Origin of the sequence: Streptomyces sp. SM11 (assembly GCF_002910905.1) — a bacterium.
GTDB lineage: Bacteria > Actinomycetota > Actinomycetes > Streptomycetales > Streptomycetaceae > Streptomyces.
Genome location: NZ_NEUE01000184.1, coordinates 1 through 23,889, shown reverse-complemented (window position 1 = coordinate 23,889; position 23,889 = coordinate 1). Strand labels below are relative to the sequence as shown.

18 protein-coding genes and 5 pseudogenes are annotated in these 23,889 nt (G+C 70.4%); 13 read left to right on the top strand and 10 right to left on the bottom strand.

Annotation, left to right across the window (positions count from 1 at the left end; translation table 11 throughout):
• The first annotated feature begins 7 nt into the window (after positions 1-7).
• From B9S58_RS16825 to B9S58_RS16815, 3 genes and pseudogenes are all read left to right on the top strand, one after another.
• Positions 8-1,765, top strand: coding sequence for a GAF domain-containing protein (locus B9S58_RS16825; RefSeq protein ID WP_103532915.1), 1,758 nt, complete (start codon positions 8-10; stop codon positions 1,763-1,765).
• A gap of 130 nt (positions 1,766-1,895) precedes the next feature.
• Positions 1,896-2,578: pseudogene (locus B9S58_RS16820) on the top strand (response regulator).
• A gap of 131 nt (positions 2,579-2,709) precedes the next feature.
• Positions 2,710-4,423: pseudogene (locus tag B9S58_RS16815) on the top strand (GAF domain-containing protein).
• Between the two features lie 125 nt (positions 4,424-4,548).
• On the opposite strand, the gene B9S58_RS16810 reads toward B9S58_RS16815, so the two are convergent.
• From B9S58_RS16810 to B9S58_RS16790, 5 genes and pseudogenes are all read right to left on the bottom strand, one after another.
• A complete protein-coding gene (locus tag B9S58_RS16810) occupies positions 4,549-5,241 on the bottom strand; it encodes a pyridoxamine 5'-phosphate oxidase family protein (RefSeq protein WP_258044647.1) in 693 nt (230 codons plus the stop codon).
• 156 nt (positions 5,242-5,397) lie between these two features.
• Positions 5,398-6,267, bottom strand: coding sequence for a universal stress protein (locus tag B9S58_RS16805; protein WP_103532913.1), 870 nt, complete (start codon positions 6,265-6,267; stop codon positions 5,398-5,400).
• 142 nt (positions 6,268-6,409) lie between these two features.
• Positions 6,410-8,775, bottom strand: a pseudogene (locus B9S58_RS16800) (glycoside hydrolase family 65 protein).
• The gene (locus B9S58_RS16795; protein WP_103532912.1) at positions 8,772-9,638 is read right to left on the bottom strand and encodes an HAD family phosphatase; all 867 of its coding nucleotides are present in this window, start codon (positions 9,636-9,638) and stop codon (positions 8,772-8,774) included. The pseudogene B9S58_RS16800 and the gene B9S58_RS16795 overlap by 4 nt, the downstream one beginning before the upstream one ends.
• 99 nt (positions 9,639-9,737) lie before the next feature.
• Positions 9,738-10,370, bottom strand: a complete 633-nt coding sequence (locus tag B9S58_RS16790; protein ID WP_374935685.1) for a hypothetical protein — start codon at positions 10,368-10,370, stop codon at positions 9,738-9,740.
• A gap of 494 nt (positions 10,371-10,864) precedes the next feature.
• On the opposite strand from B9S58_RS16790, the gene B9S58_RS16785 reads away from it, so the two are divergent.
• The 7 genes and pseudogenes from B9S58_RS16785 to B9S58_RS16755 form a co-directional block, all read left to right on the top strand.
• Positions 10,865-11,662, top strand: a complete 798-nt coding sequence (locus B9S58_RS16785; protein WP_103532911.1) for a sigma 54 modulation/S30EA ribosomal C-terminal domain-containing protein — start codon at positions 10,865-10,867, stop codon at positions 11,660-11,662.
• 144 nt (positions 11,663-11,806) lie between these two features.
• On the top strand, positions 11,807-12,031 hold the full coding sequence (locus tag B9S58_RS39130; protein ID WP_103532910.1) for a universal stress protein: 225 nt from the start codon (positions 11,807-11,809) through the stop codon (positions 12,029-12,031).
• Positions 11,997-12,725: a universal stress protein gene (locus B9S58_RS16775; RefSeq protein ID WP_103532909.1), complete on the top strand. Its 729-nt coding sequence runs from the start codon at positions 11,997-11,999 to the stop codon at positions 12,723-12,725. Before B9S58_RS39130 ends, B9S58_RS16775 begins: the two co-directional genes overlap by 35 nt.
• A gap of 283 nt (positions 12,726-13,008) precedes the next feature.
• Positions 13,009-13,884: a universal stress protein gene (locus tag B9S58_RS16770; RefSeq protein ID WP_103532908.1), complete on the top strand. Its 876-nt coding sequence runs from the start codon at positions 13,009-13,011 to the stop codon at positions 13,882-13,884.
• A gap of 256 nt (positions 13,885-14,140) precedes the next feature.
• Positions 14,141-15,040, top strand: coding sequence for a universal stress protein (locus B9S58_RS16765; RefSeq protein ID WP_103532907.1), 900 nt, complete (start codon positions 14,141-14,143; stop codon positions 15,038-15,040).
• Between the two features lie 32 nt (positions 15,041-15,072).
• Positions 15,073-16,095: a zinc-dependent alcohol dehydrogenase gene (locus tag B9S58_RS16760; RefSeq protein ID WP_103532906.1), complete on the top strand. Its 1,023-nt coding sequence runs from the start codon at positions 15,073-15,075 to the stop codon at positions 16,093-16,095.
• Between the two features lie 5 nt (positions 16,096-16,100).
• Positions 16,101-16,955: pseudogene (locus B9S58_RS16755) on the top strand (universal stress protein); the annotation flags it as partial.
• 116 nt (positions 16,956-17,071) lie between these two features.
• Here the strand turns inward: B9S58_RS16755 and B9S58_RS39125 are convergent.
• The 4 genes from B9S58_RS39125 to B9S58_RS16735 form a co-directional block, all read right to left on the bottom strand.
• A complete protein-coding gene (locus B9S58_RS39125) occupies positions 17,072-17,572 on the bottom strand; it encodes a hypothetical protein (RefSeq protein ID WP_258044646.1) in 501 nt (166 codons plus the stop codon).
• The gene (locus B9S58_RS16750; RefSeq protein ID WP_103532904.1) at positions 17,569-17,760 is read right to left on the bottom strand and encodes a hypothetical protein; all 192 of its coding nucleotides are present in this window, start codon (positions 17,758-17,760) and stop codon (positions 17,569-17,571) included. The genes B9S58_RS39125 and B9S58_RS16750 overlap by 4 nt, the downstream gene beginning before the upstream one ends.
• 586 nt (positions 17,761-18,346) lie before the next feature.
• Entirely contained in the window at positions 18,347-19,522 is a 1,176-nt protein-coding gene (locus tag B9S58_RS16740) for a cation:proton antiporter (protein WP_103532903.1), read from the bottom strand.
• A gap of 4 nt (positions 19,523-19,526) precedes the next feature.
• Positions 19,527-20,006: a cation:proton antiporter regulatory subunit gene (locus tag B9S58_RS16735; RefSeq protein ID WP_103532902.1), complete on the bottom strand. Its 480-nt coding sequence runs from the start codon at positions 20,004-20,006 to the stop codon at positions 19,527-19,529.
• Positions 20,007-20,361: 355 nt separating this feature from the next.
• Here B9S58_RS16735 and B9S58_RS16730 point away from each other — a divergent pair, with 355 nt between their 5' ends.
• From B9S58_RS16730 to B9S58_RS16720, 3 genes and pseudogenes are all read left to right on the top strand, one after another.
• Positions 20,362-21,279 (top strand): universal stress protein, encoded by a 918-nt coding sequence (locus tag B9S58_RS16730; protein ID WP_103532901.1) that lies wholly within the window; start codon positions 20,362-20,364, stop codon positions 21,277-21,279.
• 254 nt (positions 21,280-21,533) lie between these two features.
• A complete protein-coding gene (locus B9S58_RS16725; protein ID WP_181009340.1) occupies positions 21,534-22,415 on the top strand; it encodes a universal stress protein in 882 nt (293 codons plus the stop codon).
• 178 nt (positions 22,416-22,593) lie between these two features.
• Positions 22,594-22,683, top strand: a pseudogene (locus tag B9S58_RS16720) (IS5/IS1182 family transposase); the annotation flags it as partial.
• A 407-nt stretch (positions 22,684-23,090) separates the two neighbouring features.
• Here the strand turns inward: B9S58_RS16720 and B9S58_RS16715 are convergent.
• A partial coding sequence (locus B9S58_RS16715) for a transposase (RefSeq protein ID WP_181009339.1) occupies positions 23,091-23,889 on the bottom strand: 799 nt, incomplete at its 5' end.

The window sequence follows — 23,889 nt, the reverse complement described above, 5'->3', positions numbered from 1 at the left end:
GTAGAGGGTGGAGAACGCCGAGGGAGCCCGTGAGGCACGGGTGCGGCTGCCGCAGCTGCGACTGGACGAGTTGCTGGAGGAGCTGCAGGCCCGGCTGGACGCGGCGCGCGGGACCAGGGACCGGGTGCACAGTCTGCTGGAGGCCGTGCTGTCGGTCGGCCGCGAGCTGGACCTGGAGCAGGCGCTGCGCAGTATCGTGGAGGCCGCGGCGGCCCTGGTCGACGCCGAGTACGCCGCGCTCGGGGTGATCGGCCCGGACGGCAAACGGCTGTCGGCTTTCCACACGGTGGGTGTGCACGAGGAACAGATCGCGAAGATCGGATCCTACCCGGAAGGCCACGGCATTCTGGGCGAGCTCATCCGCCACCCGGAGCCGTTGCGTCTGCCCACACTCTCCGAACACCCTTCCTCCTACGGCTTTCCGGCCCACCACCCGCCGATGAACACCTTCCTCGGTGTCCCCATCCGGGTGCGCGATCACGTCTTCGGCAACCTGTACCTGACGGAGAAGCGCGGCGGGCAGCAGTTCGACGAGGACGACGAGTCGGTGCTTGCCACGCTGGCCGTGGCGGCCGGCGTGGCGATCGACAACGCCCGCCTGTATGAGGAGTCCCGGCTGCGGGAGCGCTGGCTGGAGGCGAACGCGGAGATCACCCACACGTTGATGTCCGGTGCCGACCAGGGCGGGGTGCTGTCGCTGATCGCGGACCTGGCCAGGGAGATCACCGCTTCGGCCCTGAGCGTGGTGGCCATGCCGGTGAGCGGGACGGACACACTCGCCGTGGAACTCGCGATAGGCCAGGAGGCCGACGTATGGCGGGGGGTCGTCCTGCCGGTGGAAGGCACTCTCGTCGGGCAGGCGTTCGTTCACCGGGCTCCTGTCAGCACCGCGGACGTTTCGCGTGACTCCCCGCTCTCGGTCGGCCCGCCGCGCTCCGACGGGCTGGGGCCGGCCGTCGCCGTGCCGATCGGCTCGCGCGACGAGGCCCAGGGAGTGGTCCTGCTGGTCCGGCAGTCAGGCGGCCGGGAGTTCAACGGCAAGGAGACCGAGTCTCTCCAGGTCTTCGCCGCGCAGGCCGCCGTCGCGATGGAGCTGGCGGAACGCCGTCAGGACGCCGAGCAGATCACGCTGCTGGAGGACCGCGACCGGATCGCACGCGACCTGCACGACCTGGCCATCCAACGGCTCTTCGCCACCGGCATGACACTGCAGAGCGCCGGGCGACGCGTCCAGGACGACGTGGCTTCCGAGCGCATCCTGCGGGCGGTGGACGACCTCGACGAAACCATCAAGATCATCAGATCGACGATCTTCGGCCTGCGCTCCCGCGACGACGACACGGCGCCCGGCCTGCGCTCCCGCGCGGTGCGCGCGATCGGTGAGGCAGCTCCTCTCCTGGGCTTCGCCCCCAGCGTCCGTATGGAGGGCCTGCTCGACACACACGTGCCCGGTAGGACCGCCGACCACGTCATGGCCGTCCTTACCGAGGCCCTTACCAACATCGCCCGGCACGCCCGCGCCGACCGCGCCGACGTGGTGCTGGACACCGACGGCAAGCAGGTCCGCCTGACGGTCACGGACAACGGCGTCGGCATCCCGGCCGGAGGCCGCCGCAGCGGCCTGGCCAACATGGCGGAACGCGCGCGGACGCTCGGCGGCGACATGGAGCTGCAGAGCCCGGAAGGAAAGGGGGCACGGCTCGTGTGGCACGCTCCCCTGGGACAGCCCTCGGGCACGGCGGAGGGTGCCCGTCCCGCCTCGTGAAGCGCGGCTCAGCTGCTGAGCAGCCCTTCGGCCCTTTCCCTGCGGGAACACCTGTTCCCGCAGATACGCGTCCGAGAGCGTTGAGGAGCGGTCCAGGCAGGACGGCAGTGCACGCAGTGCTGAGAACCCGATCCGGGTCTTCCTTCTTGACGATCACGAAGTGGTGCGGCGGGGTGTGTGTGATCTTCTCGGTGACGAAGCCGGCATCAGCGTTGTCGGGAAGCGGGGACCGCGGGGCAGGCTCTGACCCGGATTCCGGCCCTGCGCCCGGACGTGGCGGTGCTCGACGTACGGCTCCCGGACGGCAACGGTGTGGATGTCTGTCGCGAATTCCGCTCGCGCATGCCCGACCTCGCCGGCCTGATGCTCACGTCCTTCGGTGACGAGGAAGCTCTGCTCGATGCCATCATGGCGGGGCGTCCGAATACGTCTTCAAGCTGATCCAGGGCGGTGCCTCGTGGCTGCGGTACGCACGGTGGGCTCGGGCCGCTCGATGCTGGATCCCAGCGCTGCCGCCCGGTTGATGTCGCGGCTACGCGGGGACGGCCGCGAGGAGTCCGAAGGGGATGCGCTGTACGGTCTCGCCGACCGTGAACGTGACATCCTCGCGCTGATCGGCGAGGGACTGACCAATCGTGAGATCGGACTGCGGCTCTATCTCGCCGAGAAGACGATCAAGAACCACATCTCTCTCGCCTGCTGGCGAAGCTCGGAGTGGAACTACGGGTGCAGGCAGCCGTTATCGCTGCCCAGGTACCCAGGAGGGCGGACGGCGAGGCACGCCAGGGCGAGAGCCGGCCCAGAGGCACTTAGCCGTCGTGAAGACCAAGCGGTACCACTGACCTGTCGGGTCTCTCGTCACGTGTCCGAGCGGTCCTGAGCGTTCTCGGGGTGCCCGCAGCCCCGAGAAGAGTTTTCTCCCGCAGCCCGAGGAGTGTTCTTTGGTGTCGCACACCCAGGACAGCTGCACGCAGGATGACCTGGAGGAGTGCGCGGAGCGACTCGCACTCCTCCAGCGCCGGCTGGACGCGGCGCACAGCACCCGGGACCGGGTTCATGACCTGATGGAAGTGGTGACGTCCGTCGGCCGTGATCTGGACCTGGAACACGTGCTGCGGCACGTGGTGCAAGCGGCTACGACCCTGGTCCGGGCGCGGTATGGGGCGCTTGGCGTCATCGGGTCCGATCACGAGAAACTCGTTCAGTTCCTGACTGTCGGTTTGGACGACGAGGACGTTGCCTCGATCAGCTCGTTGCCGTCGGGTCACGGCATTCTGGGTGAACTGATCGCGCACCCCGAGCCCCTTCGTCTGGCGAAACTCTCGGAGCATGAATCTTCCTACGGATTTCCCGCCGGTCACCCCCCCCGATGGACAGCTTTCTGGGAGTGCCGATCCGGATCCGCGGCCAGGTGTTCGGCAACCCGTACCTGACCGAGAAGCTGGGCGGCGCCCAGTTCGATGCCGAGGACGAGTCGATCCTGACCACCCTCGCCGTGGCAGCCGGGGTGGCCATCGACAACGCCCGCCTGTACGAGAGTTCGCAGCAGCGGGAGTTGTGGGTCCAGGCGACGGCCGAGGTCACGCACAGTCTGCTCTCCGGCAGCCCGCGCGGCGCTGTGCTCGCTCTGATCGCCGAACGGGCACGTGAGATCTCCGGCGCGGGCCTGGTCGTGGTGGCGTTGCCCACGCCTGAGCGGGACTCCTTCGTCGTGGAAGTGGCCAGCGGGCTGGAGTCCGAGACCTTTCAAGGTCCGCCTCCTGGGGTGACCGGCGGATTGATCGGTGCTGCGTTCGCCCGCGCGGCAGCCGTCACCAGTGAGGATGCGGACGCTGTGCGGCTCGCGACGGACCCGGCCTGGCCCGCTGCACTGGGGCCGGCCGTGGCGGTCCCCATCGGCACCGGCACGGCGTGCGCGGTGTTCTGCTGCTTGTCCGTGCCGAGGGGCGTGAGCCTTTCATAGCCGCGGAGACCAGCCTCGTTCTCGGCTTCGCCGGTACGGCAGCTGTGGCGATGGAGCTGGCCGAACGTCGCAGGGACGCCGAGCAGACGGTACTCCTGGAGGAACGTGACCGTATCGCTCGTGACCTGCACGACTTGGCTATTCAGCGGCTGTTCGCGACGGGGATGACGCTGCAGAGTGCTGGGCAGCTCATCGATCATCCCGAAGCGTCGGAGCGGGTGGAGCGGGCGGTCGACGACCTGGACGAAACCATCAAGATCATCCGATCCACGATCTTCGGTCTCCGGTCGGACGCAAGCGGATACGGGGAGAGCCTGCGGTCCCGTACGGTGCGGGCCGTCGCCGATGCGGCTGCGGCCCTTGGCTTCTCGCCGAGTCTGCGCAAGGAGGGCCTGCTCGATACGCAGGTTTCCCGGCCCGTTGCCGACCATGTCCTGGCCGTTCTCGGTGAGAGCCTGGCCAACGTCGCCCGCCACGCACGGGCGACGCGGGTGGATGTCATTCTTCAGACCGATGGACGTCAGGTGGCGCTGACCGTCAGCGACAACGGGGTCGGGATTGGTGGCGGCAGCCGCCGCAGCGGCCTGCGGAACCTGACCGACCGTGCCGAGGAATGCGGCGGCACACTGGAGTTGTCCTCACCGGAGGAAGGCGGAACCCGCCTGGTGTGGCGTGTTCCCGCGCTGGGTCGCTAGGGACGGGACAGCCGTCCCGCCAACTCTGAGAGGAGCGGGCCAGCGTGCGGGCGGGTGACCAGCAGGGGTCAAAGACCCCCGGGCAGTACGCTCGCGCTCCACCGTGGCCCGGGCCGGTGGGCCGACTACTGCAGTTCGGGTCCCGTGGTGGTGGATGAGAAGTGGGTGTTGCGGGCAGCGATCTGGCGGCCGGTGATCTGGGTGGGGACCATCGTGATCCAGAGGCTGCGGTTGCCGCCTGCCCACGGCAGGGAGAGCGCCTTCTTGTCCAGCAGACTGACCTGGCCGATGTCGGTGACCGCACGTGCCACGCCGACCAGGAGGACGCGCCACCCTTGGCTGAGGGCGTCGTCCATGCGGTCCACCTCGAAGGCGATCCGGTTTCCCGCGGCGGCTGCGGGCGGGGCGTTCGGGGCTGTGCGGAAGGCGATCGCGTCTTCCAGGAGGGTGTAGTTGACCGGGAGGATGATGGGCCCTTCGGGTGTGGAGATGCCTACCCGCCCTACGCCGTGCGTGCCCAGCAGCCGACGGCATTCTCCGGCGCCGAGCTCGGTGAACTGCGGATGGTAGGGGGCCCTTCCGGTTCCGGGCGGGAGGTCTGCGGTGCCTCCCGTCAGTTCGGCCACCGTGGTCTCCAGGGCGTTGGCGAGGGTGATCAGGAACCCGATGCCGGGTGAGGTTGCCGGTCGTTCCTCCAGGTAGCTGATGTATCCGGCCGCCGAGCGGCATCGGGCTGCGACTTCCTGGTGAGTCAGTCCGAGTTGCTCTCGACGCGTGGAGAGACGCCGGCCCAGGTCTCCCTGCCGGGAGTGGGACACGGGGGAAGGGGGACTGAGCGCTGTCGTGTGCGGCATGGGGCAGCCTGCCTTTCGTTGGCCGAAGCGCTGCTTCGGCGAGGTGGGGCGACGTATCTGCCCCGTGCGGCATGCGACCTGGCGCCGGCCGCTGGAGTTCCCGTGCGGGATTGCGCCTTGTCAGGCGAGAGGTACTACGGCGACCGCGGTCTTGGAGTGGTGCAGTACCGCGTGTGCGACGGAACCGATGTGTATGCCGGGGGCTGAATAGCGCTCCTTGCGGCCCACGACGAGGAGACCGGCATCGTGGGATGCTTCCACGAGGTCGTGCGCGGGGTGACCCAGCTGGCATTGCTCGGTGACGCGGACGCCGGGGAACTTCTCCCGCCAGGGCGCGAGAACCTCCGTGAGGGACCCGTTCGTCAACGTGTCCAGTTCGGTCTGGACGGAGAGCATCGCGCCTGTCGGGTCGCCGGCGAACACGGGGGACAGCCGCCAGCTGTGCAGCGCCCGCAGCGCGAGCCCGTGGCGCTCCGCGTGGGCGAAGGCGAACTCCAGTACGGCGTCGCACGGCTGGGAGGTGTCCACACCGACGACAACGTCGCCGGACGTCTGCCACTCCCGTGCGGAGGACGTGTCCTCCGCACGGACGAGGACAACCGGTGTGGTGCTGCGGGCGATGACCGACAGCGATACGGAGCCGAGAAGGAAACCCGCCAGTCGTCCCAGCCCTCGTGAGCCGAGCACAAGGAGCTCCTGGTCCTTCGCCGCCGCACAGAGAACTTCGGCCGGCCTTCCGGGAACGTCATCGGTTTCCACATCGAGTCCCGGATGCCGTGCCCGGAGGGCCTGCGCAGCCAACTGCGGGCCCCCGTAGGGCCACCCCGCCCTCTCGGAACCGGTGAGCGAGGCGCTGACCGCCGGAGCGGCTTCCCGGACGTGGAGCAGCCGAAGCGGCAGCCCTCGCCGTGATGCCTCACTGGCGGCCCATTTCACCGCTGCCAGACTCTCGCGCGAATGGTCGGTACCTGCGGTCACGGTCCGGGGCATGCAAGCCTCCTGCTGGGGTCGTCTACGGGACGCCCCCACTCTGTCTCGGCCATGAGGCTCCGCGGCAGGGGCCGTTGGTCCCTGGCCGCCCCCGAACGGCCCCTGCCGCGCTGCCCGCCGGGTCGTGCCGAAAGGGTGTGCGTCACCGGTCGTGCAGCGGCAGCGAGCAGGTTTCCCCCGGAGCGAGCGACAGCGTTGTGGTGGGAAGCCTGATGTCGATCGGTGACCGCTGGGACGCTGGTGCGCTGATCCGGAGGTCTCCGGCCCGCACCTGCACGGTGATCCCCACATGTCCCTGATAGCGCAGGGAGAAGCCGTACTCGGAGAGCTGCGGCAGGGGGACCGGGTCGAGCCACAGGGCCCCGTTGCGTGTTTCGAGACCGGTGAGCCCGCGCTGCACCAGGTCCAGGGTGCCCGCCATGGCACCCAGATGAATGCCTTCCTGCGTGGTGCCGCCCTGGACGTCGGCGACATCACCCGCCAGGACCTCCTCGACGTACGTCCATGCATCCGCACGCCGCGCGCGGGCCAGTACCCAGCCGTGCACCAGTCCGCTGAGGGGCGAGCCGTGACTCGTACGCCGCAGGTAGTAGTCGACGGTCCTTGTCCACAACGCGTCGTCCAGTTCGTAGCCCAGCCGGGCGAAGACCTGACGCAGTTCGGTCGGGGAGAAGAGGTAGCCGAGCATGAGGACGTCGGCCTGCTTCGAAGCCCGGTAGCGGTTGGCCGTGTCGCCCTCCGCTTCCAGGATCCGGTCGAGCCGGCGGATGTCGCCGTAGCGCGCCCGGTAAGCGTCCCAGTCGAGTTCGGCAAGCGCCTCATAGCCGGCGAACTGGCTGATGACTCCATCATGGAAGGCCACCCGAAGCTTTCGTGACACCTCGTCCCACCGGACGAGTTCGCTTTCCTGCAGACCGGTTCGCTCCCGTAGTTCGTCCCTGCGCACCTGCGGCAGTGAGCGCACCAGGTCGAGCGTGCGGGCGAGTACCCAGGCGGCGGTGACGTTGGTGTAGGCGTTGTCGTCCAGGCCCGGCGCCGAGGAGCCGTGGTACTCGTCGGGGCCGATCACGCCACGGATCCGGTAGCGCCCGGTGCTCTCGTCGTAGGTCGCGAGAGCCGCCCAGAAGCGGGCGATCTCGGTGAGCATCTCCGCACCCTTGGTGTGCAGGAATTCGGTGTCGCCGCTGGCCTCGCAGTACTGCCACACGTTGTAGGCGATCGCTGATCCGACGTGGTGCTGGAGTCGTGAGTGGTCGGGCAGCCATCGCCCGGAGCGGGGGTTGAGGTGCAGTTGCTGGGTTTCCTCGCGGCCATCGCTTCCGCTCTGCCAGGGATAGCACGCCGGAGGGCCTCGTTCCGCGCCTGGCCGAGGCGCCGGTGGCGGTAGGTGAGCAGGGCGCGGGAGACCTGGGGGAAGTGCAGGTTCAGATAGGGCAGGACGAAGAGTTCGTCCCAGAAGACGTGGCCCCGGTACGCCTCGCCGTGCAGACCACGCGCCGGGACCCCTACGTCGAGGTCGGCTGTGTGGGGGGAGAGCGTCTGCAGGGCGTGGAAGAGGTGCAGCCGCAGGATGTCACCCGACTTTCCCGGCACGTCCAGTTCCGCGCTGTTCCACAGCTGCTGCCAGGCGGCGCGGTGCGAGACGAGGAGCTCCTCGAATCCCGGTGCCCGCCCGGCCCGCTCGACCGCGGCACCCAGGGGATCGCTGATGGCGGGATCACGGGAGGTCTGCAGAGCCACGACCTTGTCGACCGCGACCGGACGCCCCGACGCGATACAGAGGCGCAACACCTGAGTGACCCGTTGCGCATCAGGGTCGGTACGGCGGTACTTGACGGAGCCGCTGGTGGTGAGGCGGGTTGCCATGCCGATACGGATCTCGGATGTATGGGTGCGGCAGGTCAGCCAGGCCGGGTCCGCCGCGCCGCACCCGGTGCGGAGATCGGTCAGGTGCCTGCCGTCGAGCTGGCTGTACCGGGCCACGCCGCCGTTGGTGACCGCTCCGTCCAAGGCCGCCTCGACCGCCACGACGCCCTCCCACCCGTCCGCGGTGAACTCGGTTCGCAGAGCTGCGAGATGAGGGTCGCCCATGTGCACGAGGCGCAGTTGCCGCACGGACAGAACACGGCCGTCCCCCACCGCGTAGCGCATGCTCCGCTCCAGGGTGCCCGCACGCAGGTCCAGGCGCTGGTGATGATCGAGCAGCGCTTCGCTGTCCAGCGTGAGCCAGGATCCGCCGTCGCTCTCCGCTTCGACCCGGAAGCGCAGCGGGAGCCAGTTGGGAAGGTTGACCATGTCCGCGTTGTCGACCTGCTGGCCGGCCACCGTGGAGGTGAGCCGGTCGTAGCAGCCCGCGGCGTACGTACCGGGGTAGTGGAAGTCCCCGGCCGGGCTCTCGGGCGCGGCGCCGCGGGTGGCGAAGTACCCGTTGCCCGGCGTGCACAGGGCCTCGCGCAGGCGTTCCGAGGCCGGGTCGTAACCGTGATACTCCCAGGTCCATCCCGTCACGGCTGAGTGTCCCCGTCGTCGGACAACTCGGCCAGGTCCCTGACCACGAGGTCGGCGCCGTGTCGCAGGAGCGCGGCGCCGGTGCCCTCGCCCGCGGTGCGGTCCACACCGATGACGAGGCCGAAGCCACCGCGCCGTCCTGCCTCGACCCCCGCCAGGGCGTCCTCGATCACGGCGATGCGCTCGACGGGGGTGGTGAGCCTGCGTGCCGCCTCCACGAAGAGGGCGGGGTCGGGTTTGCCCGGCAGTGCCAGCCGCCTCGCCTCGCCCCCGTCCACCAGTACCGTGAAGAAGCCGAGGACCCATGCGCCTTTCAGCAGTTCACCCGCGTGACGGGAAGCGGAGACGGCGGCCATCGGCACGGTACGCTCGTGCAGGGCCCGCAACAGCCGCAGGGTCCCGGGATACGCCTCGTTGCCGCCGCGGCGCAGGCGCTCGGTGAACACCTGCTCCTTGCGGGCGGCGACCGCCGCCACGGTGCCGGTCCCGGGGAGGTCGTCGGGGCCGCCCGCCGGGAGGTGCAGGCTGCGCGATGCGAGGAACGATGCGGCGCCGTCGAGCCGCGCCTTGCCGTCCACGAACTGCAGGTAGTCGTCCTGGACGTCGAAAGGCCGCTCCGCTACAGGGCTCTTCGGCGGATGGGTGCGCAGGCACGCGTCGAAGGCGGTCTTCCACGCACCCGCGTGGATCCTGGCGGAGTCGGTGATGACGCCGTCGGTGTCGAATACGACGGCTGTCGCGTCCTGTAAGGAGGCCAGCCGCGGCCGGCCCCGGGCGGACACGCGGCCTCGATCGGCGGCCGCCCGGCCGGGACCGGCGGCGTGGCCGAAGCTCCCCGTCGTGGTCAGCGGGTGTGCGGTCATGACGGTGCTCCTGTAGTCGATGGGCCGCGGGGCCCAGCTGAAGAACGGGACAGTGATGCGAGGGCGCGAGGGACGCTGAGGGCAGGGGCTGGCACCGGGTCAGAGGAGCCAGCGGTTCTCGCGTACGAGGGGCAGGCGCGCCCATGCCTGGCCCAGGCCCCAGGTCCGCCCGGCGAGTGCCACGGCGAGCAGGATGAGGACGGCGGCGTACAGCACGTGGTAGTCGATGATCGGATTCGACGACATGCTGGGCGCCCCGTCGGACAGGTGCCGGGCGGGAGGCCACTCCGCCGCCCACATCAGCGCCATCATCGCCGTGCCGGCGAGTGCGGCCGGCCGTAGCGCGATCCCGCTCAGCAGCGCCACACCGATTCCCAGCAGTCCCAGCATGAACGCCCAGTCCGCCCAGGCGTCACCGGCCCAGGCATGGAAGGTGCCCTCCAGCGGTCCGGCCGAGACACCGCTCAGGAAGCCCATGGTCGGCGAGCCGCCGTCCACCCACCCCTTACCGGCCCCGGTCGCGTAGCCCCAGCCGAAAGCCTTGTCGAAGAACGCCCACAGGAAGGTGAATGCGGTGAGGATGCGGAGCACGGCGGTGGTACGCAGAAGAGCGGTACCGGTCGTTCCGCCGCGCGTGGCCGTTCCTTCGTCGGCTGCTCGCTCTGCTGTGCCTCTGGGGGAAGCAGGGGAGTGGTTGCTCGTGAGGGGTCGGGGGTTTTGTTGCAGCGCCATGGTTTCTCGCCTTTGCTCGTGCCACGCGTGGATGCGTTTGCTCGTCCAGACTGTCCGGCGGGCCGGGCCCCGGCACCGGTCCGGTCGGTCCTCGGACTCTGCCGAAGGTCCCTTCCCGGCAGGCCGGTTGGAGGTCGCCCGGCCGGAAGGACGGCCGAAGGGCGGTCCTCCTGGGGACCGCCTGCTCTCTTGTCCGGTCGGCCTGGTCCGGACCCCGCTGCTCTGGGCGAAAGCCCGCCGGGGTGTGTCCTCCGTGGGTCGACAGGGCGCCGACCGCCGGTCAGGCGTGCGGCACCACGGCTATCGGGCACCGGGCTCTTCCCGCCCCTCCGAGCTCCCCGGGTGGCTGTGGGCCGAAGGGCCCTCACCGGCAGTCCGGAGGTCCTCGGGTACGGGCCTCCCCCAGGTACGGGGGGCACCTCGGCACGGACCCATCGGCTCTGCCGGGAAGGAGCGGCGGGAGCCAGGATGAGGGAAACGGAGGAGGAGTTGCCATGAGTGGTCTCAGGACCAGCGAAGAAGTCGACGTCCAGGTGCGCAACCGAGGACAGGTGCCCGACGAGGCGGACGCCTACGCCCGGAGGAAGGTGCTCGTGGTGATCAGCCATGTGAGCGAGCCGGTCCTGTCGGCCCACGTGAAGCTCACGCAAGCCGCCAATGCTTCGGCGGCCCGTCCGGCTTCGGCTCAGGCAGTGGTGGACGTCAACGGCAGACCCGTGCGGGCCCATGTCGCCGCGACCACCATGTTCGAGGCCGTCGATCTCCTGCAGGAACGCCTGACCGCGCGCATCGCCCGGGCACGGCGGTACAGGGTGCGCGGATCGCGCGGTGGCGGCCCGGACGACCGGACGTGGCGGGATGGCTCGGGTCATGAGCACCGCCCGCACCGCCAGCACCTTCCGGCCGAAGAGCGCCGCATCATCCGGCACAAGTCGTTCAGCCTGACCCGGCAGACACCGCAGGACGCCGTGATGGACCTGGAGGCCATGGACCACGACTTCTGGCTCTTCACCGACCTGGCCTCAGGGCACGACAGCGTGGTCTACCGGGACACTGTCGGCGGCCGGCATCGTATGGCATCGCTCGGGACCCCCGGCCCACGACGGGACGTCGAGGGACCGCTGAGCGTCAGCACGGTTCCCGTCCCCGCGAGCGATGTGGACGGTGCCGTCCAGCGACTGCGCCTGACCGGTCTGCCCTTCGTCTTCTTCCACGACACCGGCATCGACCGGGGCAGCGTCCTCTACCACCGTTACGACGGCCACTACGGACTGATCACCCCGGCCCTGTAGAGGCATCAACTCACCACCGTGCCGCACCTTGCGGGACCGGACAGCTCGCGGTCGACGGCTGGCACGCCGCCGCCAGGCACCGCGCCCGGGCCGTCGCCCTGCCGCCGCTCCTCGATCCAGACACACCCTGTATTCGGAGGAACCATGTCCCGACGTATCGTCATCGCCGCTGTGGACGGCTCGGCCGAATCGCTCGCCGCAGCGGCATGGGCCGCCCGAGAGGCCCGCCTGCGCAGTCTGCCCCTGCACCTCCTCCACGCCCGGCAGGACCGTTCGCCGCTCTTCAGCCCCGCCCTGTCGGGGGGGCATCGGCACCACATCCGGCGTAACCACCATGACCCGGCACGGGGCGGAGCACGTCCTTGCTGAGACGGCTGATCGGCTGGGGGCGAGACATCCTGACCTCGACGTCAGCGCCGATCAGGTCATCGGGCGCCCCGCGGAGGCGCTGCTCTCCGCGACGGAGCAGGCGGAGGTCCTGGTGATGGGATCGCGAGGGCTCGGTGTCCTCGGTGGCTTCCTGGCCGGATCGGTGTCCACGCCCGTCATCGCACGGGCCGAGCGCCCGGTCGTCGTCGTGCGGCTCGGCGGACGGGTCGAGGACGGGGCCGGTGGCAGCCCGGCCTCCAGCCGGTACCTCGACGTGGTGCTCGGCCTAGACCTCTCCCGGCCGTGTGACGAGTTGATCTCCTATGCCTTCGAAGCCGCCACCGCTCGCGCGGCCGGGCTGCGGGTCATCCACGGCTGGACCGCCCCGGCCGTCTTCGACCACGACCCCGCAGCCGCCGACCCCGGCCACCGTGTCGCCCGGGGACTGCGCGAAGCGAGCGTGCTCACGGACGTACTGCGACCGTGGCGCGGCGCGTTCCCGGAGGTGGAAGTCACGGAGCAGTGTGTCGTCGGCAGGGCAGCCCACCACCTCGTGGACGCCTCCTCCAACGCCTCACTGCTGGTGGTGGGGCGGCGTATACGCCGCGCACCGTTCGCCACGCACGTCGGGCCGGTCACGCACGCGGTGCTGCACCACGCCGCGGCCCCGGTGGCGGTGGTCCCCCATCTGTGAGCGCGTACGGTCGGCTCCACGCGCACTGAGAGACCGCCGGGGACGGCTGTCTCCGCTTCCACGACGCACCAGCTCCCCGGAGCGGCCCTTCCGGTGACATCGCCGTCCAGCCGACCCGGGACCGGTTGGAGGCCCGTCGCACAGCACGATCAGGGCCGCTCAGGCCCACACCAGGGACGATCGGCCCCAGAGTCGGATGCCGGCCCCGTGTGAGGCTCACACCATCACGTCATCACATCCGCTGGAGTCGTCCCCCCCCTCAGCGGCGGCATCAGGAGGCAACATGTCCGGCATCATCACCGTAGGACTGGACGGGACCGACCACGCTGCTGCGGCGGCGGAGTGGGCGGCCCAGGAGGCGGAGCGCCGGCGATCGGCCCTGCGACTGGTGCACGCCTGGGTCTGGCGCCCCACCGACGTGGCGTACGTCGGAGACCGGGCGGCCGAGGAGCGCTGGGTGCGGAACATGCTCGACGAGGCCCGGTCCCGCGTGGTCAGGGAGCACCCGTCCTTGGACGTCACGACGGAGCTGATCGTGGGCGACCCGGTGCCCACCCTCCTGGCCGAAGCCGCACGCGCCGACATGCTGGTGCTGGGGTCGCGCGGTTACGGCACTCTGACCGGCTACCTGATCGGTTCCGTCTCGATGAAGGTGCTGCGCCATGCGGCCGGGCCGGTCGTCATGGTCGGGAAGCCGCAGTCCGGCACGCCCCAGCAGGCTTCGGAGGTGGTGGTCGGCGTGGAACCCGGGCAGACCGGTGACGGGGTCCTGGAGTTCGCTTTCTCAGCCGCGGTCGAACGCGGAGCGGCCCTGCGTGCCGTACATGCCTGGAGCGTCCCGCCGGCCCTCGCCTGGGGTCCGGGTTCGCTGTATCTGGTCGACGGGGCGAACGGTCTGGAGCAGATCAACAGAGAGGTGCTGGCCGACATCCTCAAGCCGTGGCGCGACAAGTATCCGCAGGTCGAGGTCGTCGAGCACTTCGAGATCGGCTCCGCCTCCGAGGTCCTGCTGTCCAACAGCGCCGATGCCGGCCTCGTGGTCGTCGGGCGGCGCAGCCACGAGGCGGGCCTGCGACGTCTCGGCCCGGTCACCCACGCCGTTCTGCACCACGCCACAGCCCCCGTCGCGGTCGTGCCTCACGACTGTCCCCCCAAATAAGACCGCGCCCGTATCTCCTCACCGCGCGGACGAAGGCGCGTGCGATGCCCCGCTCGACCTGGCGCGGTTGTGGCCGTCCGCTTCCGGTCGTCCGAGGCAACGGATGACTGCGGCTGAGCACCCCGGTGCTTCGGACCGCCGTACACCCGCGCCGATGGGGCCGGTCGGCCCCATCGGGGGACCAGCGGCCCCTGCCCCGAGAACCGGCCGAACAGCGACGCTGGAACCAGAGCATCCGAGACCGGAGGAGAGCATCATGGCCCGCACGATCACTGTAGGACTCGGCGGATCGGCCGAGAGCGGAGCCGCTGCGGAATGGGCGGCGCGCGAGGCGAAGCTGCGTGACCTGCCGGTACGGCTGGTGCACGTGTGGATGCCGGTGCCGGAACCGATGGCCCAGGCCCCGCTCCTGGGAGCAGAGACCCACCAGCACTGGACCGAGCGGGTCCCGCGCGAGGCCGCCGAAGGGCTCAGGCTGCGCCACCCGGGGGTCGAGGTGAGCACCGAGCAGCGTAGCGGGACGCCGACCGAGACTCTGGTGGAAGCCGGCCGCGACGCTGAGTTGCTGGTTCTGGGGTCCCGGGCGCTGAGCGGGCTCGGCGGCTTCCTCGTGGGCTCCGTCGGGCAGGCCGTGATCGCCCGGACCCAGGTGCCCGTGGTCCTGGTGCGCGCCGGGGAGCAGGCAGCCGACGAGCACGTCATGGACCCCGCCGGCATTCCGTCCGCCGCCACCGCTTTCCGCCCCGTCGTCCTCGGCCTCGGAAGCCCCGATGACGCCGTCCTCGCCTTCGCCTTCGAGGAGGCGAAGCGTCGTGAGGCCGCCTTGTACGCGGTCCGGGCCTGGGACTCGTGGCCCTACGCCGTGTACACCGTCGGGCCGGGTTTCGAGCACCACGAGGAGTTCTCCCGGCAGCGGGCCGACGGACTTGCCGAGATCCTGCGTCCGTGGCGGCAGAAGTATCCGGACGTCGAGGTTGTCGAGGTTTCCCGCCCGGGTAGCGCCGCCGCTCTCCTGATCGACGCCTCCCGTGACGCCTCCCTCGTCGTCGTAGGCCGGCGCATACGCCGTAACCCTTTCGGCAGCCACATCGGTGCCGTCACCCACGCGGTGCTCCACCACTCCACCGCGCCCGTCGCCGTCGTCGCACACGACTGACGAACATCCGTACACAAAGGAACGAGGACACCATGAAGGCAGCGGTCGTACGGGAATTCGGTCAGCCCCTCGTCATCGAGGAGCGACCCGTCCCCGAGCCCGGCCCCGGACAGGTTCGCGTCCGCGTCGAAGCGTCCGGGCTGTGCCACACCGACATCCACGCCGCGCACGGTGACTGGCCCGTCAAGCCCACCCCGCCGTTCGTGCCCGGTCACGAAGGTGTCGGCCTCGTCGAGAAGCTCGGCGAGGGAGTCACCCATCTCGCCGTCGGCCAACGGGTCGCCGTGCCGTGGCTCGGCCGCGCGTGCGGGCGGTGCGAGCACTGCCTGTCGGGCTGGGAGACGCTGTGCGAGAGCCAGGTCAACACCGGTTACGGCTGCGACGGCGCATACGCCGAGAAGATGCTGGCCTGGGCCGACTTCGCCCAGCTGGTGCCCGAGGGCGTCAGCGCCATCGACGCCGCCCCGCTGACCTGCGCGGGCGTCACCACCTACAAGGCCCTGAAGGTCGCCGGCGTCCGGCCCGCACAGCTCGTCGCCATCTCCGGCGTGGGCGGTCTCGGCCATCTGGCGGTTCAGTACGCGAAGATCGCCGGCGCCACCGTCGCCGCCATCGACGTCACCGACGAGAAGCTCGAACTCGCCCGGGAACTGGGCGCCGACATCCTCATCGACGCCCGTACCCAGGACGTCGGGGCGGAGCTGAAGCGGCACGGCGGCGCCCACGCAGCCCTCGCCCTCGCGGTCAGCCCGGCGGCCTTCGAAGCCGTGAACTCGGGTCTGCGGCGTGGTGGGAAGCTCGTCATGGTGGCCCTGCCCGCGCACGGCACCATCCAGGTGCCCATCTTCGACACCGTGCTCAACGGCACCTCGGTGATCGGCTCCATCGTCGGCACCCGCCAGGACCTCGCGGAGGTCTTCCAGCTCCACGAGGCCGGCCGGACGAAGGTCACGCAGGAGACCCGACCGCTCACCGCCGTCAACGAATCGATCGACGAGCTCCTGCACGGCAAGGTCAAGGCCCGCATCGTCTTCGACCTCGGCGCGGGCGGCTGAGAGCGATGAGCCTGCCCATGGTCGTCGGAGTCGACGGCTCCGAGCCCAGCCTGCGGGCCGTCGACTGGGCGGCCGACGAGGCAGCCCTGCGCCGGGTGCCCCTGCGGATCGTGTACGCCTCCCTGTGGGAGCGCTACGAAGGGCCCGCACTCGCGCCGGAGGTCGGCAGCACGTCCGGGCGTGTCACCGCGGGGGACATCCTCGCGGCCGCGTCCCTGCGGGCGCTGCGCCATCATGCCGAGCTGCCCGTGACGACCGCCGACGTGCTGGAGGAGCCTGAGCACGTCCTCGTGCGCGAAAGCCGCGACGCGTCCGCCGTGGTCGTGGGCACCCGTGGACGCAGCGGTCTCGCAGATCTGCTCCTGGGCTCCGTAAGCCTGACCGTGGCCGCACAAGCGCACTGCCCGGTCATCGTGATCCGCGGCAACCACAGCAACCGCGCGGTCGGCGGACATCAGCACCACATCGTCGTCGGAGTGGCCGATGCGCCGACAGCGGCCGTGCGCTTCGCCTACGCCGAGGCGGAGCGACGCGGTGTCCCCTTGGAGGCGGTACGGGCGTGGCGGTGCCCCATGCACGAGACGGTCGACCACCCTCGGCTCACGGGTGGCCCCGAGCGGCTGCACGAGGAAGGGGCGGCCAAGGAGCTGGAGGAAGCTCTCGCCGACGCTCCCATGGAGGTTCGGTTGCGGCGGCGCACAGTGGAGGGCCCCGCCCACAGGGTCCTCCTCGCCGCTTCGCGAGACGCCGGCCTCCTCGTCGTCGGCCGACGACGCCCCGGCCGCCTGGGGCCCCGCCTTGGACGGGTCGCCCACAGGGTCCTGCACCACTCCGGCTGCCCTGTCGTGGTCGTGCTGGAACCGGAGTGGGGGGAATGTTCGGAAGTCGGTCACGCGTGCCGGTCAGCTCCGGCGGCTGCTGCGGCGGCGCAGGTAGAGCGTGCCCGCAGCGGCGGTGAGCAGGCCGCCGGCGGCGGTCAGGGCCACCGTGTCGCTGTCCTGTGTGCCGCCCATTCCACCTGCGACCGTTCCTGCGGGCGCCATTTGAGCGGGCCGCAGAGGGCAGGACTGGCGGCCTCGGAGGGCAGGGTGGGGTCGAGGTCGCTGGGACCGAGGACGTTGCCGTACGTGCCGTAGCCGTTGCCCTTGAAGTCGATGCCGTGGACGACGACGGCGTTCTCGTTCCGCAGGCTCTTGGCGGTTTCGTCGTTGACCGTGATGGTGCGGCGGTAGGTGTACGAGGCGCCCTTGGGGAAGCGGCCGACCGCGAGGGCCGGGTGGTCGGCCCCGGTGGCGCCGGGGGTGGCGAGCGCGGCGCCGATCGTGCCGTAGAAGGGCAGGCGGTCGGTCGTGTTGAGGCTGAGCTGTCCGTTGTACTGCTTCGCCGCGGAGGCCGGCGGGCATCGGCCCTTGACTCCGATACGGAAGTGCTGGGTGTGCGGGGCGTCTGCGAGCAGACGCTGCGTCTTGATCGTCACGGTGGCCTGGTCCCCTTGAGGTGCACCGTGGCCGTACCCGAGACGGTCACCTTGCTCGTGGGGATCGGTGAGAGCGCAGCGTGCAGTTCTCCGTTGTGCGAAGCGTCGCCCGCGAATGCCACAGGAGCCGGCGCCATCCCGGAAGCTATCGCCGCCAGGGCGGTCACCGGGGTGGCCGTCTTCTTCATGCGTACTCAAGCTGAGAGTCGAGACCGGCTGCCCGGAAGCGGGGCGCTCGCAGGGCAGGCGAAGGTGGGGGCCGGCTCTTGTTCTGTACGGGCGGAACGTCCGCTCGCGTGGGTGGAGCCTGGGCGTGTCGGCAGTCTTACCGTGAGCACCGACGCCTTGCAGGTGGCGTGGTTGTTCAGCAGGAGATGCTCCATCGACCAGGACTGAGGTGGTCCGCCGGTCGACCGGCGGACCACTCACCGCTCGCGTCGTGCGCGGCACGAGACGACCGGCGGCGTGCGAAGGGCGTGCTCACGCTCCGGCTTCGTCGCCGCGATGAGCGTTCGGGTTGAGCAGCCGCTCACGTGTCGCTCGGAGCCGGCATGCGACCACCGAGCCGACCCAGACAGCGATCGAGCGCCCGAACTCCGCGTCCGCGGCACACATGGCCCGCACTGTCGCCGCGTCGAACCCCCGGGCGCGCACCTTACTCAGAGCCTGGGCACCCAACTGCCACCGGTAGGGCGGAAAGTGCCAGGACCATCCGATACGGCGGTCCTTCGAGGCTGGACGCCAGCAACATGGGGCGTGGTGCCGTCTGGCGGATCAGGACACCGGCGTGCTGCGGCGCGGTGAGCGCCTCGAATCTGAGGGGCGCGGTCCCGTGAAGCGGGTGATGACGGGGCCGGCCACGGCGAGCACAAGGACATAGGCGGCCACCAGGGCGCCGAGCCGGTCATGACCGGTGCCCATGAGGCCGATGATGACGATGGAGAACTCGCCCCGGGCGATGAGCGCGGTTCCTGCCCTCAGCCGTCCTCGGCGTCCCACTCCTTCGCGGCGTGCCGCGTACCAACCGGACGCCACCTTCGTCGTGGCGGTGACCACGGCCAGGAGCAGGGCGACCGGAAGTACCGGCAGCAGCGAGTCCGGGGGAATGGACAGGCCGATGGCGAGAAAGAACACGGCGGCGAACAGGTCTCGCAGCGGGCTCAGTACCTTCCGTGCCCGGTCGGCGGCTTCACCCGAGAGGGAGAGCCCGACCAGGAAGGCACCGACCGCTGCCGAGACGTGGACGGCTTCCGCGAGGGCCGCGACCACCAGTGTCACGCCCAGGACGCGCAGCAGCAACTGCTCCGCGTCGGGGTGCGACAGCACTCGTCCAAGGTGATGCCCCCACCAGTAGGACAGGGTGAGCGCGGCCGCCACCGCGCCCAGGGCCAGCAGCACCCCGAGCAAGGCCTGCTGCCATGTGCCCCCGGCGGCCACGACGGCGAGGAGCGGAAGGTACGCGGCCATCGCGAAATCCTCCAGCACCAGCACGGACAGTACTGCCGGGGTCTCGCGGTTGCTCATCCTCCGAAGGTCGCCCAGGAGCCGGGCGATGATGCCCGAGGAGGAGATGTAGGTCACCCCGGCGAGCGCGAGGACACCTCCTGCGTCCAGCCCGAACAACCAGCCCGCCACCGCGCCGGGGGTTGCGTTCAGTACGAGGTCGACCCATGCCGAGGGCAGGTGGCGACGCAGGCTGACCGTGAACTCCGGCACGGTGAAATCGAGACCGAGCACCAGCAGCAGAAGAACGACGCCGATGCCCGCGCCGGTCTCCACGAAGGAGCCGGCTGCTGGGACGGGGGCGATCCCTCCCTCGCCCAGCGCCAGGCCGGCCAGGAGGTACAGCGGGACCGGGGACAGCGCGAAGCGTCGCGCCAGCGTGCCGAGCAGACTCAGGAAAGTGAGGATGATGCCCAGCTCGAGCAACAGGGCGACCGAGATATGCATCCGCTCAGCCCCGGACGAGCTGTTCCACTGCGGCGATTCCCTCGCGGGTCCCGATCACCACCAGTACGTCCCCCGCACTGAGGACCTTCTCCGGCCCGGGGGACGGGATGACCTCCTCACCGCGGACGATCGCCACGATCGACGCTCCCGTCCGGGTCCGTGCCCTGGACTGTCCCAGTGGGCGGCCGACGAACGGGGTGCCGGCGAGCACCTCGACCTGCCCGGCGCTGAGCCCGGGCACCTCTTTGGTCAGATCCGCGAACCGCTCGGCGATGCGCGGCGCGCCCAGGATCTCAGCGAGGACGTCGGCCTCCTCGCCGGTGAGCCGGAACATGGCCCGTGCCTGATCCGGGTCCCCCTCTCCGTAGATCGCCAGCTCGAAGTCGCCCGAGCGCCGTGCGACCACACCGACCTTGTCGCCCTCCAGATTGACGAACTCGTAGAGGAGTCCCACACCCGGCAGTAGCACTTCGTTGACGTCCACGTGCACTCATCCCATCCGCCGCGAATTGGTTGTCGTGCGGCTCGGTACCCGACCGCCGCGCCCTAGGTATTCGGCACCCGAGGACAACAGCTCAAGTTCCGGCGTCGGCCGCGGAGTCCCACAGGGCACTCTTCCCCGCGTTGTGCTGGGGCCGGCAGGGCCCGTACGGCCCCGGACGGAGGGCCGGACGGGCCTCGTACTCCGACTGGCTTCGGCCGGGTCGCCGAAGTTGTCGTGTCGGACGAGCGTGGCGGGCCGGTCGGCCCTGAAAGTGGCCCACACGCCCCAAGGCAGGGGAAGCACGTGTGGGGTGAGCTGGGAGACGAGGTCAGACGGCCCTGACGTAGGAGGCACGATGAGTGGTCTGGTGGTTGTGGGTGTGGACGGGTCGGAGTCGAGTTTCGCCGCGGTGGAGGCGGCGGCTCGGGAGGCGCGGGCGCGCGGGGCAGGGCTGCGGGTGGTGCACGCGCTGGTCTGGCCGGTGACGTACGTGCTTCCTCGCCCTTCTCCAGGAGGCGCGTCGCCGTTGGGGCCGCCGCCGATGGATCCGTCGGAGGACGGACTTCGGAAGACGGCCGGGGGGCTGGTGGCCGAGGCGGTCGGGCGGGCGCAGGTGGTGGCGCCGGATGTCGAGGTCAGTCACGCCGTGGTGACCGGCGAGCCCCTGACCGTCCTGGAGGCGGAATCCCGTGCGGCCGAGCTGGTCGTGGTGGGTTCCCGGGGGTTGGGAGGGTTTGTGGGGCTGCTGGCCGGGTCGACTGCGGTGCACCTGGTGGCACACGGGCGGTGTCCGGTGCTGGTGGTCCGCGAGCAACCCCTCGCGGACGGTCCGGTCGTGCTGGGCGTCGACGGGTCGGAGGCGGGCGCACCGGCGGTCGATTTCGCCTTCGCCACGGCGGAGAGGCGGAAGGCCCCCCTGGTGGCGCTGCACGCCTGGACGACGTGGAACGCGCCACTGCCCGCTCCGCAGGACGCTTCCGCCCCGTATGCCAACCCACCGGGCGCTCTCGCCGAGGAGGAGGACACGCTGCTGTCCGAGGCGCTCGCGGGCTACCGGGCACGGTATCCGGACGTGGTGGTGGAGCGCCGGGTGGTGCACGGCCGAACGCGTGAGGCTCTGATCGACGCGAGCCGCTCCGCACAGCTGGTGGTGGTCGGCGCTCGAGGGCGCGGCGGGTTCGCCGGACTGCTGCTCGGCTCGGTCAGCCAGGCCGTGCTGCACCACGCCCACTGCCCGGTCGTCGTGGTGCGGGCGGCGGGCGCGCGGCACTGACCACGCCACGGTGCGGGGCTCGCCGATGCGTTCTGGGGTGCGGAAGCGGACTGCCGGACAGACGGCGATGGCGCCGCAGGCCTTGTGCGTTCGCAAAGCGGGTGCCCTGCTCGGTCGCGACGGCATCAGGGCCGCCTTCAGGACCGAATGGTCCTGAAGGCGGCCCGTTGGTCCCTGGGCGCAATGGATTGGCCGCGACAAGGATGAGGATCACGGAGCCGCGCATCGGCGGCGCCCAGGGACGGGAGACTGCAATGACTGATCCGGTGATCGTAGGGGTGGATGGTTCCGCTTCCAGCCTTGAGGCGGTCGACGTGGCGGCTCGTGAGGCACGCCTGCGTGGTGTTCCGCTGCGGATCGTGCACGCATTCGGTTATGCGCCCGGACACCGTCCGGCCGGCGGGCCGCCGTGGAGCCCGGCCGACGACGGTCTGGAGCCGATGGCCCGGGGAGTGCTGGCCGACGCCGAGGAACGGGCCCACGCGGCGGCACCGGGCGTGGCCGTGACCCGGTCGGTGGTGGCGGGGGACGCGTTGGAGGTGATGGAGATCGAATCGAGGTCGGCCTCCTTGGCCGTCGTCGGCAGCCGGGGGCTGAGCGGGTTCTCGGGGTTGCTGCTGGGCTCGACGGCGGTGCATCTGGCCGCGCACGGCCGTTGCCCGCTGATGGTGGTGCGAGGCCGCACCGAGCCGTCCGGAGCGGTGCTGCTGGCCGTCGACGGCTCCGATGCCGGTGGGGCGGCGGTGGAGTTCGCGTTCGCCGAGGCCGCTCTGCGCGGGGCACCGCTGGTGGCCCTCCATGTCTGGAACACCTGGAGCGAGGGCGCCTACGAAGGCCCCGGCGACCCCCTCAACGCCATGGTGGTGGATATCGAACGGCTCCGAGAGGCCGAGCAGTGCCTGTTGGACGAGACGATCGCGCCCTGGCAGAAGCTCTTTCCCCACGTCACGGTGGAGCGGCGGCTGGAGCGTGCCCGGATCCGCCCGGCCCTGCTCGACGCCAGCCGCGACGCCCAGCTGGTCGTCGTCGGCGCCCGGGGACGCGGTGGTTTCACCGGCCTGCTGCTCGGCTCCGTCAGTCAGGCTCTGCTGCATCACGCCCACTGCCCCGTCACCGTGGTCCGCAGCCGGGGATGACCCTGCCTCAGCAGACCACGACCGAGAGCAGCGCTCTGCCGGTGCCGGGGGCCCGCAGCCGAATGCCCACCGACGCGACGCCGCCGACGTGGCCGGCTCGCTCGCAGTGGTTCCGGCACGTGGCCTGACCACCGTGGACGCCGAACGACGGGCCGACGCCTGGGGCGCCAACGGACTGTGGCGCCTCCTGCGGAAACTCCGCTGCAGCACCAACCGAGTCACCGACGTCGTGAAGGCCGTCCTGGTCCTTCACCACGCATCGACGTGAGGTTGGAAGAGGCTGTGTGCCACGAACAAGAGGAGGGGCTCAATGTAGGGGAGCCGCTGCGATTGATGCTGTGCAAGAGATGAAGGATTTGGCCCTTCGTTGTGTCCTGAACGTCAGAGGCAGCTCTGTGTAGGCAGAGCTGCAGACGCGGTGCTATGTGAAAGATGAAGGCGTGGCCCTTCGAGTCGCCCTGCGGGGGGAGGCTTCAAACCGCCTCATGCTGCGTTGGGTTGAAGACCGTCGTGGTGAGCGATGAGCCTCGATCCACCGCGTGATCTCTGATTGCGCGGTGTGATCGCTTTCGGGGTGGATTCTCGGATTTGGGCAGTGGTGTTTTCCGGATGGCCGTTCCGGTGGCGGGTTCTCCGAGGTCTTTCGGGTCGTGGGCGGGCGGTCGGTCCGGCGGGTCAGGTCTGGGCGCGTTGTCCGGTGGCCGTCCACAGGTCGGTGAAGTCGTCGGCGCAGCGCCAGCGTTCGGGGAGGTGCAGGGTGATGGTGCGGGCGCGGGTGGCGAGGCGGGCCGGGATGTGGATCAGGTGCCGGCGGATGGTGCCGGTCCGCGCCTTGGCGTGGAAGACCGAGGCGAGGCGGCCGGCGGCGCGGGTGAGGTTGTGGGCGGCGGCCGCCAGGGTCAGCCAGGCGGCGTTCGCGGTGGACTTCCCCGAGGGCGGGTGGCCGAGGGCGGAGTCCTCCAGATCGGCAAAGACCTGCTCCACGCAGGCGTGTTCGCGGTGCATCGGCTCGGCCCGGGCCAGGACGAACGGACTGTCGGTGAAGATGACGTGGTGGCGCCAGACCCCGAACAGTTCGGCCTGCCCGTCGGGCACCGACTTCGGGTTCAGCCGCTTGACCCGGCGCACGATCAAGCGGGCCGTGGTGTGGAAGGTCTTCTTCTTGCTGGTGAACGCGGTGAAGGGGATCTCGGCGATCTCCGCGTCGGAGATCCAGCGGTCTTCCTCGCTGTCCCAGATCGCGTTCGTGTATGCGATCGCCGTCCAGGCGTCGGCGGGTATCTGCTCGATCGCGGTGCGGATGGTCTTCTTCACCGCGACCGCGAGGGAGAAGCGCACGCCGGCCTTGCGGCAGACGTCGACGACCTTGTGCGAGAAGTACGCCGAGTCGGCCCGTACGACGATCTGCGCGGTGGTGCCCATGGCCCGCACCGTGGACAGGGCCTCGCGCAGCAGACTGGCCGCCCCCTTCCCG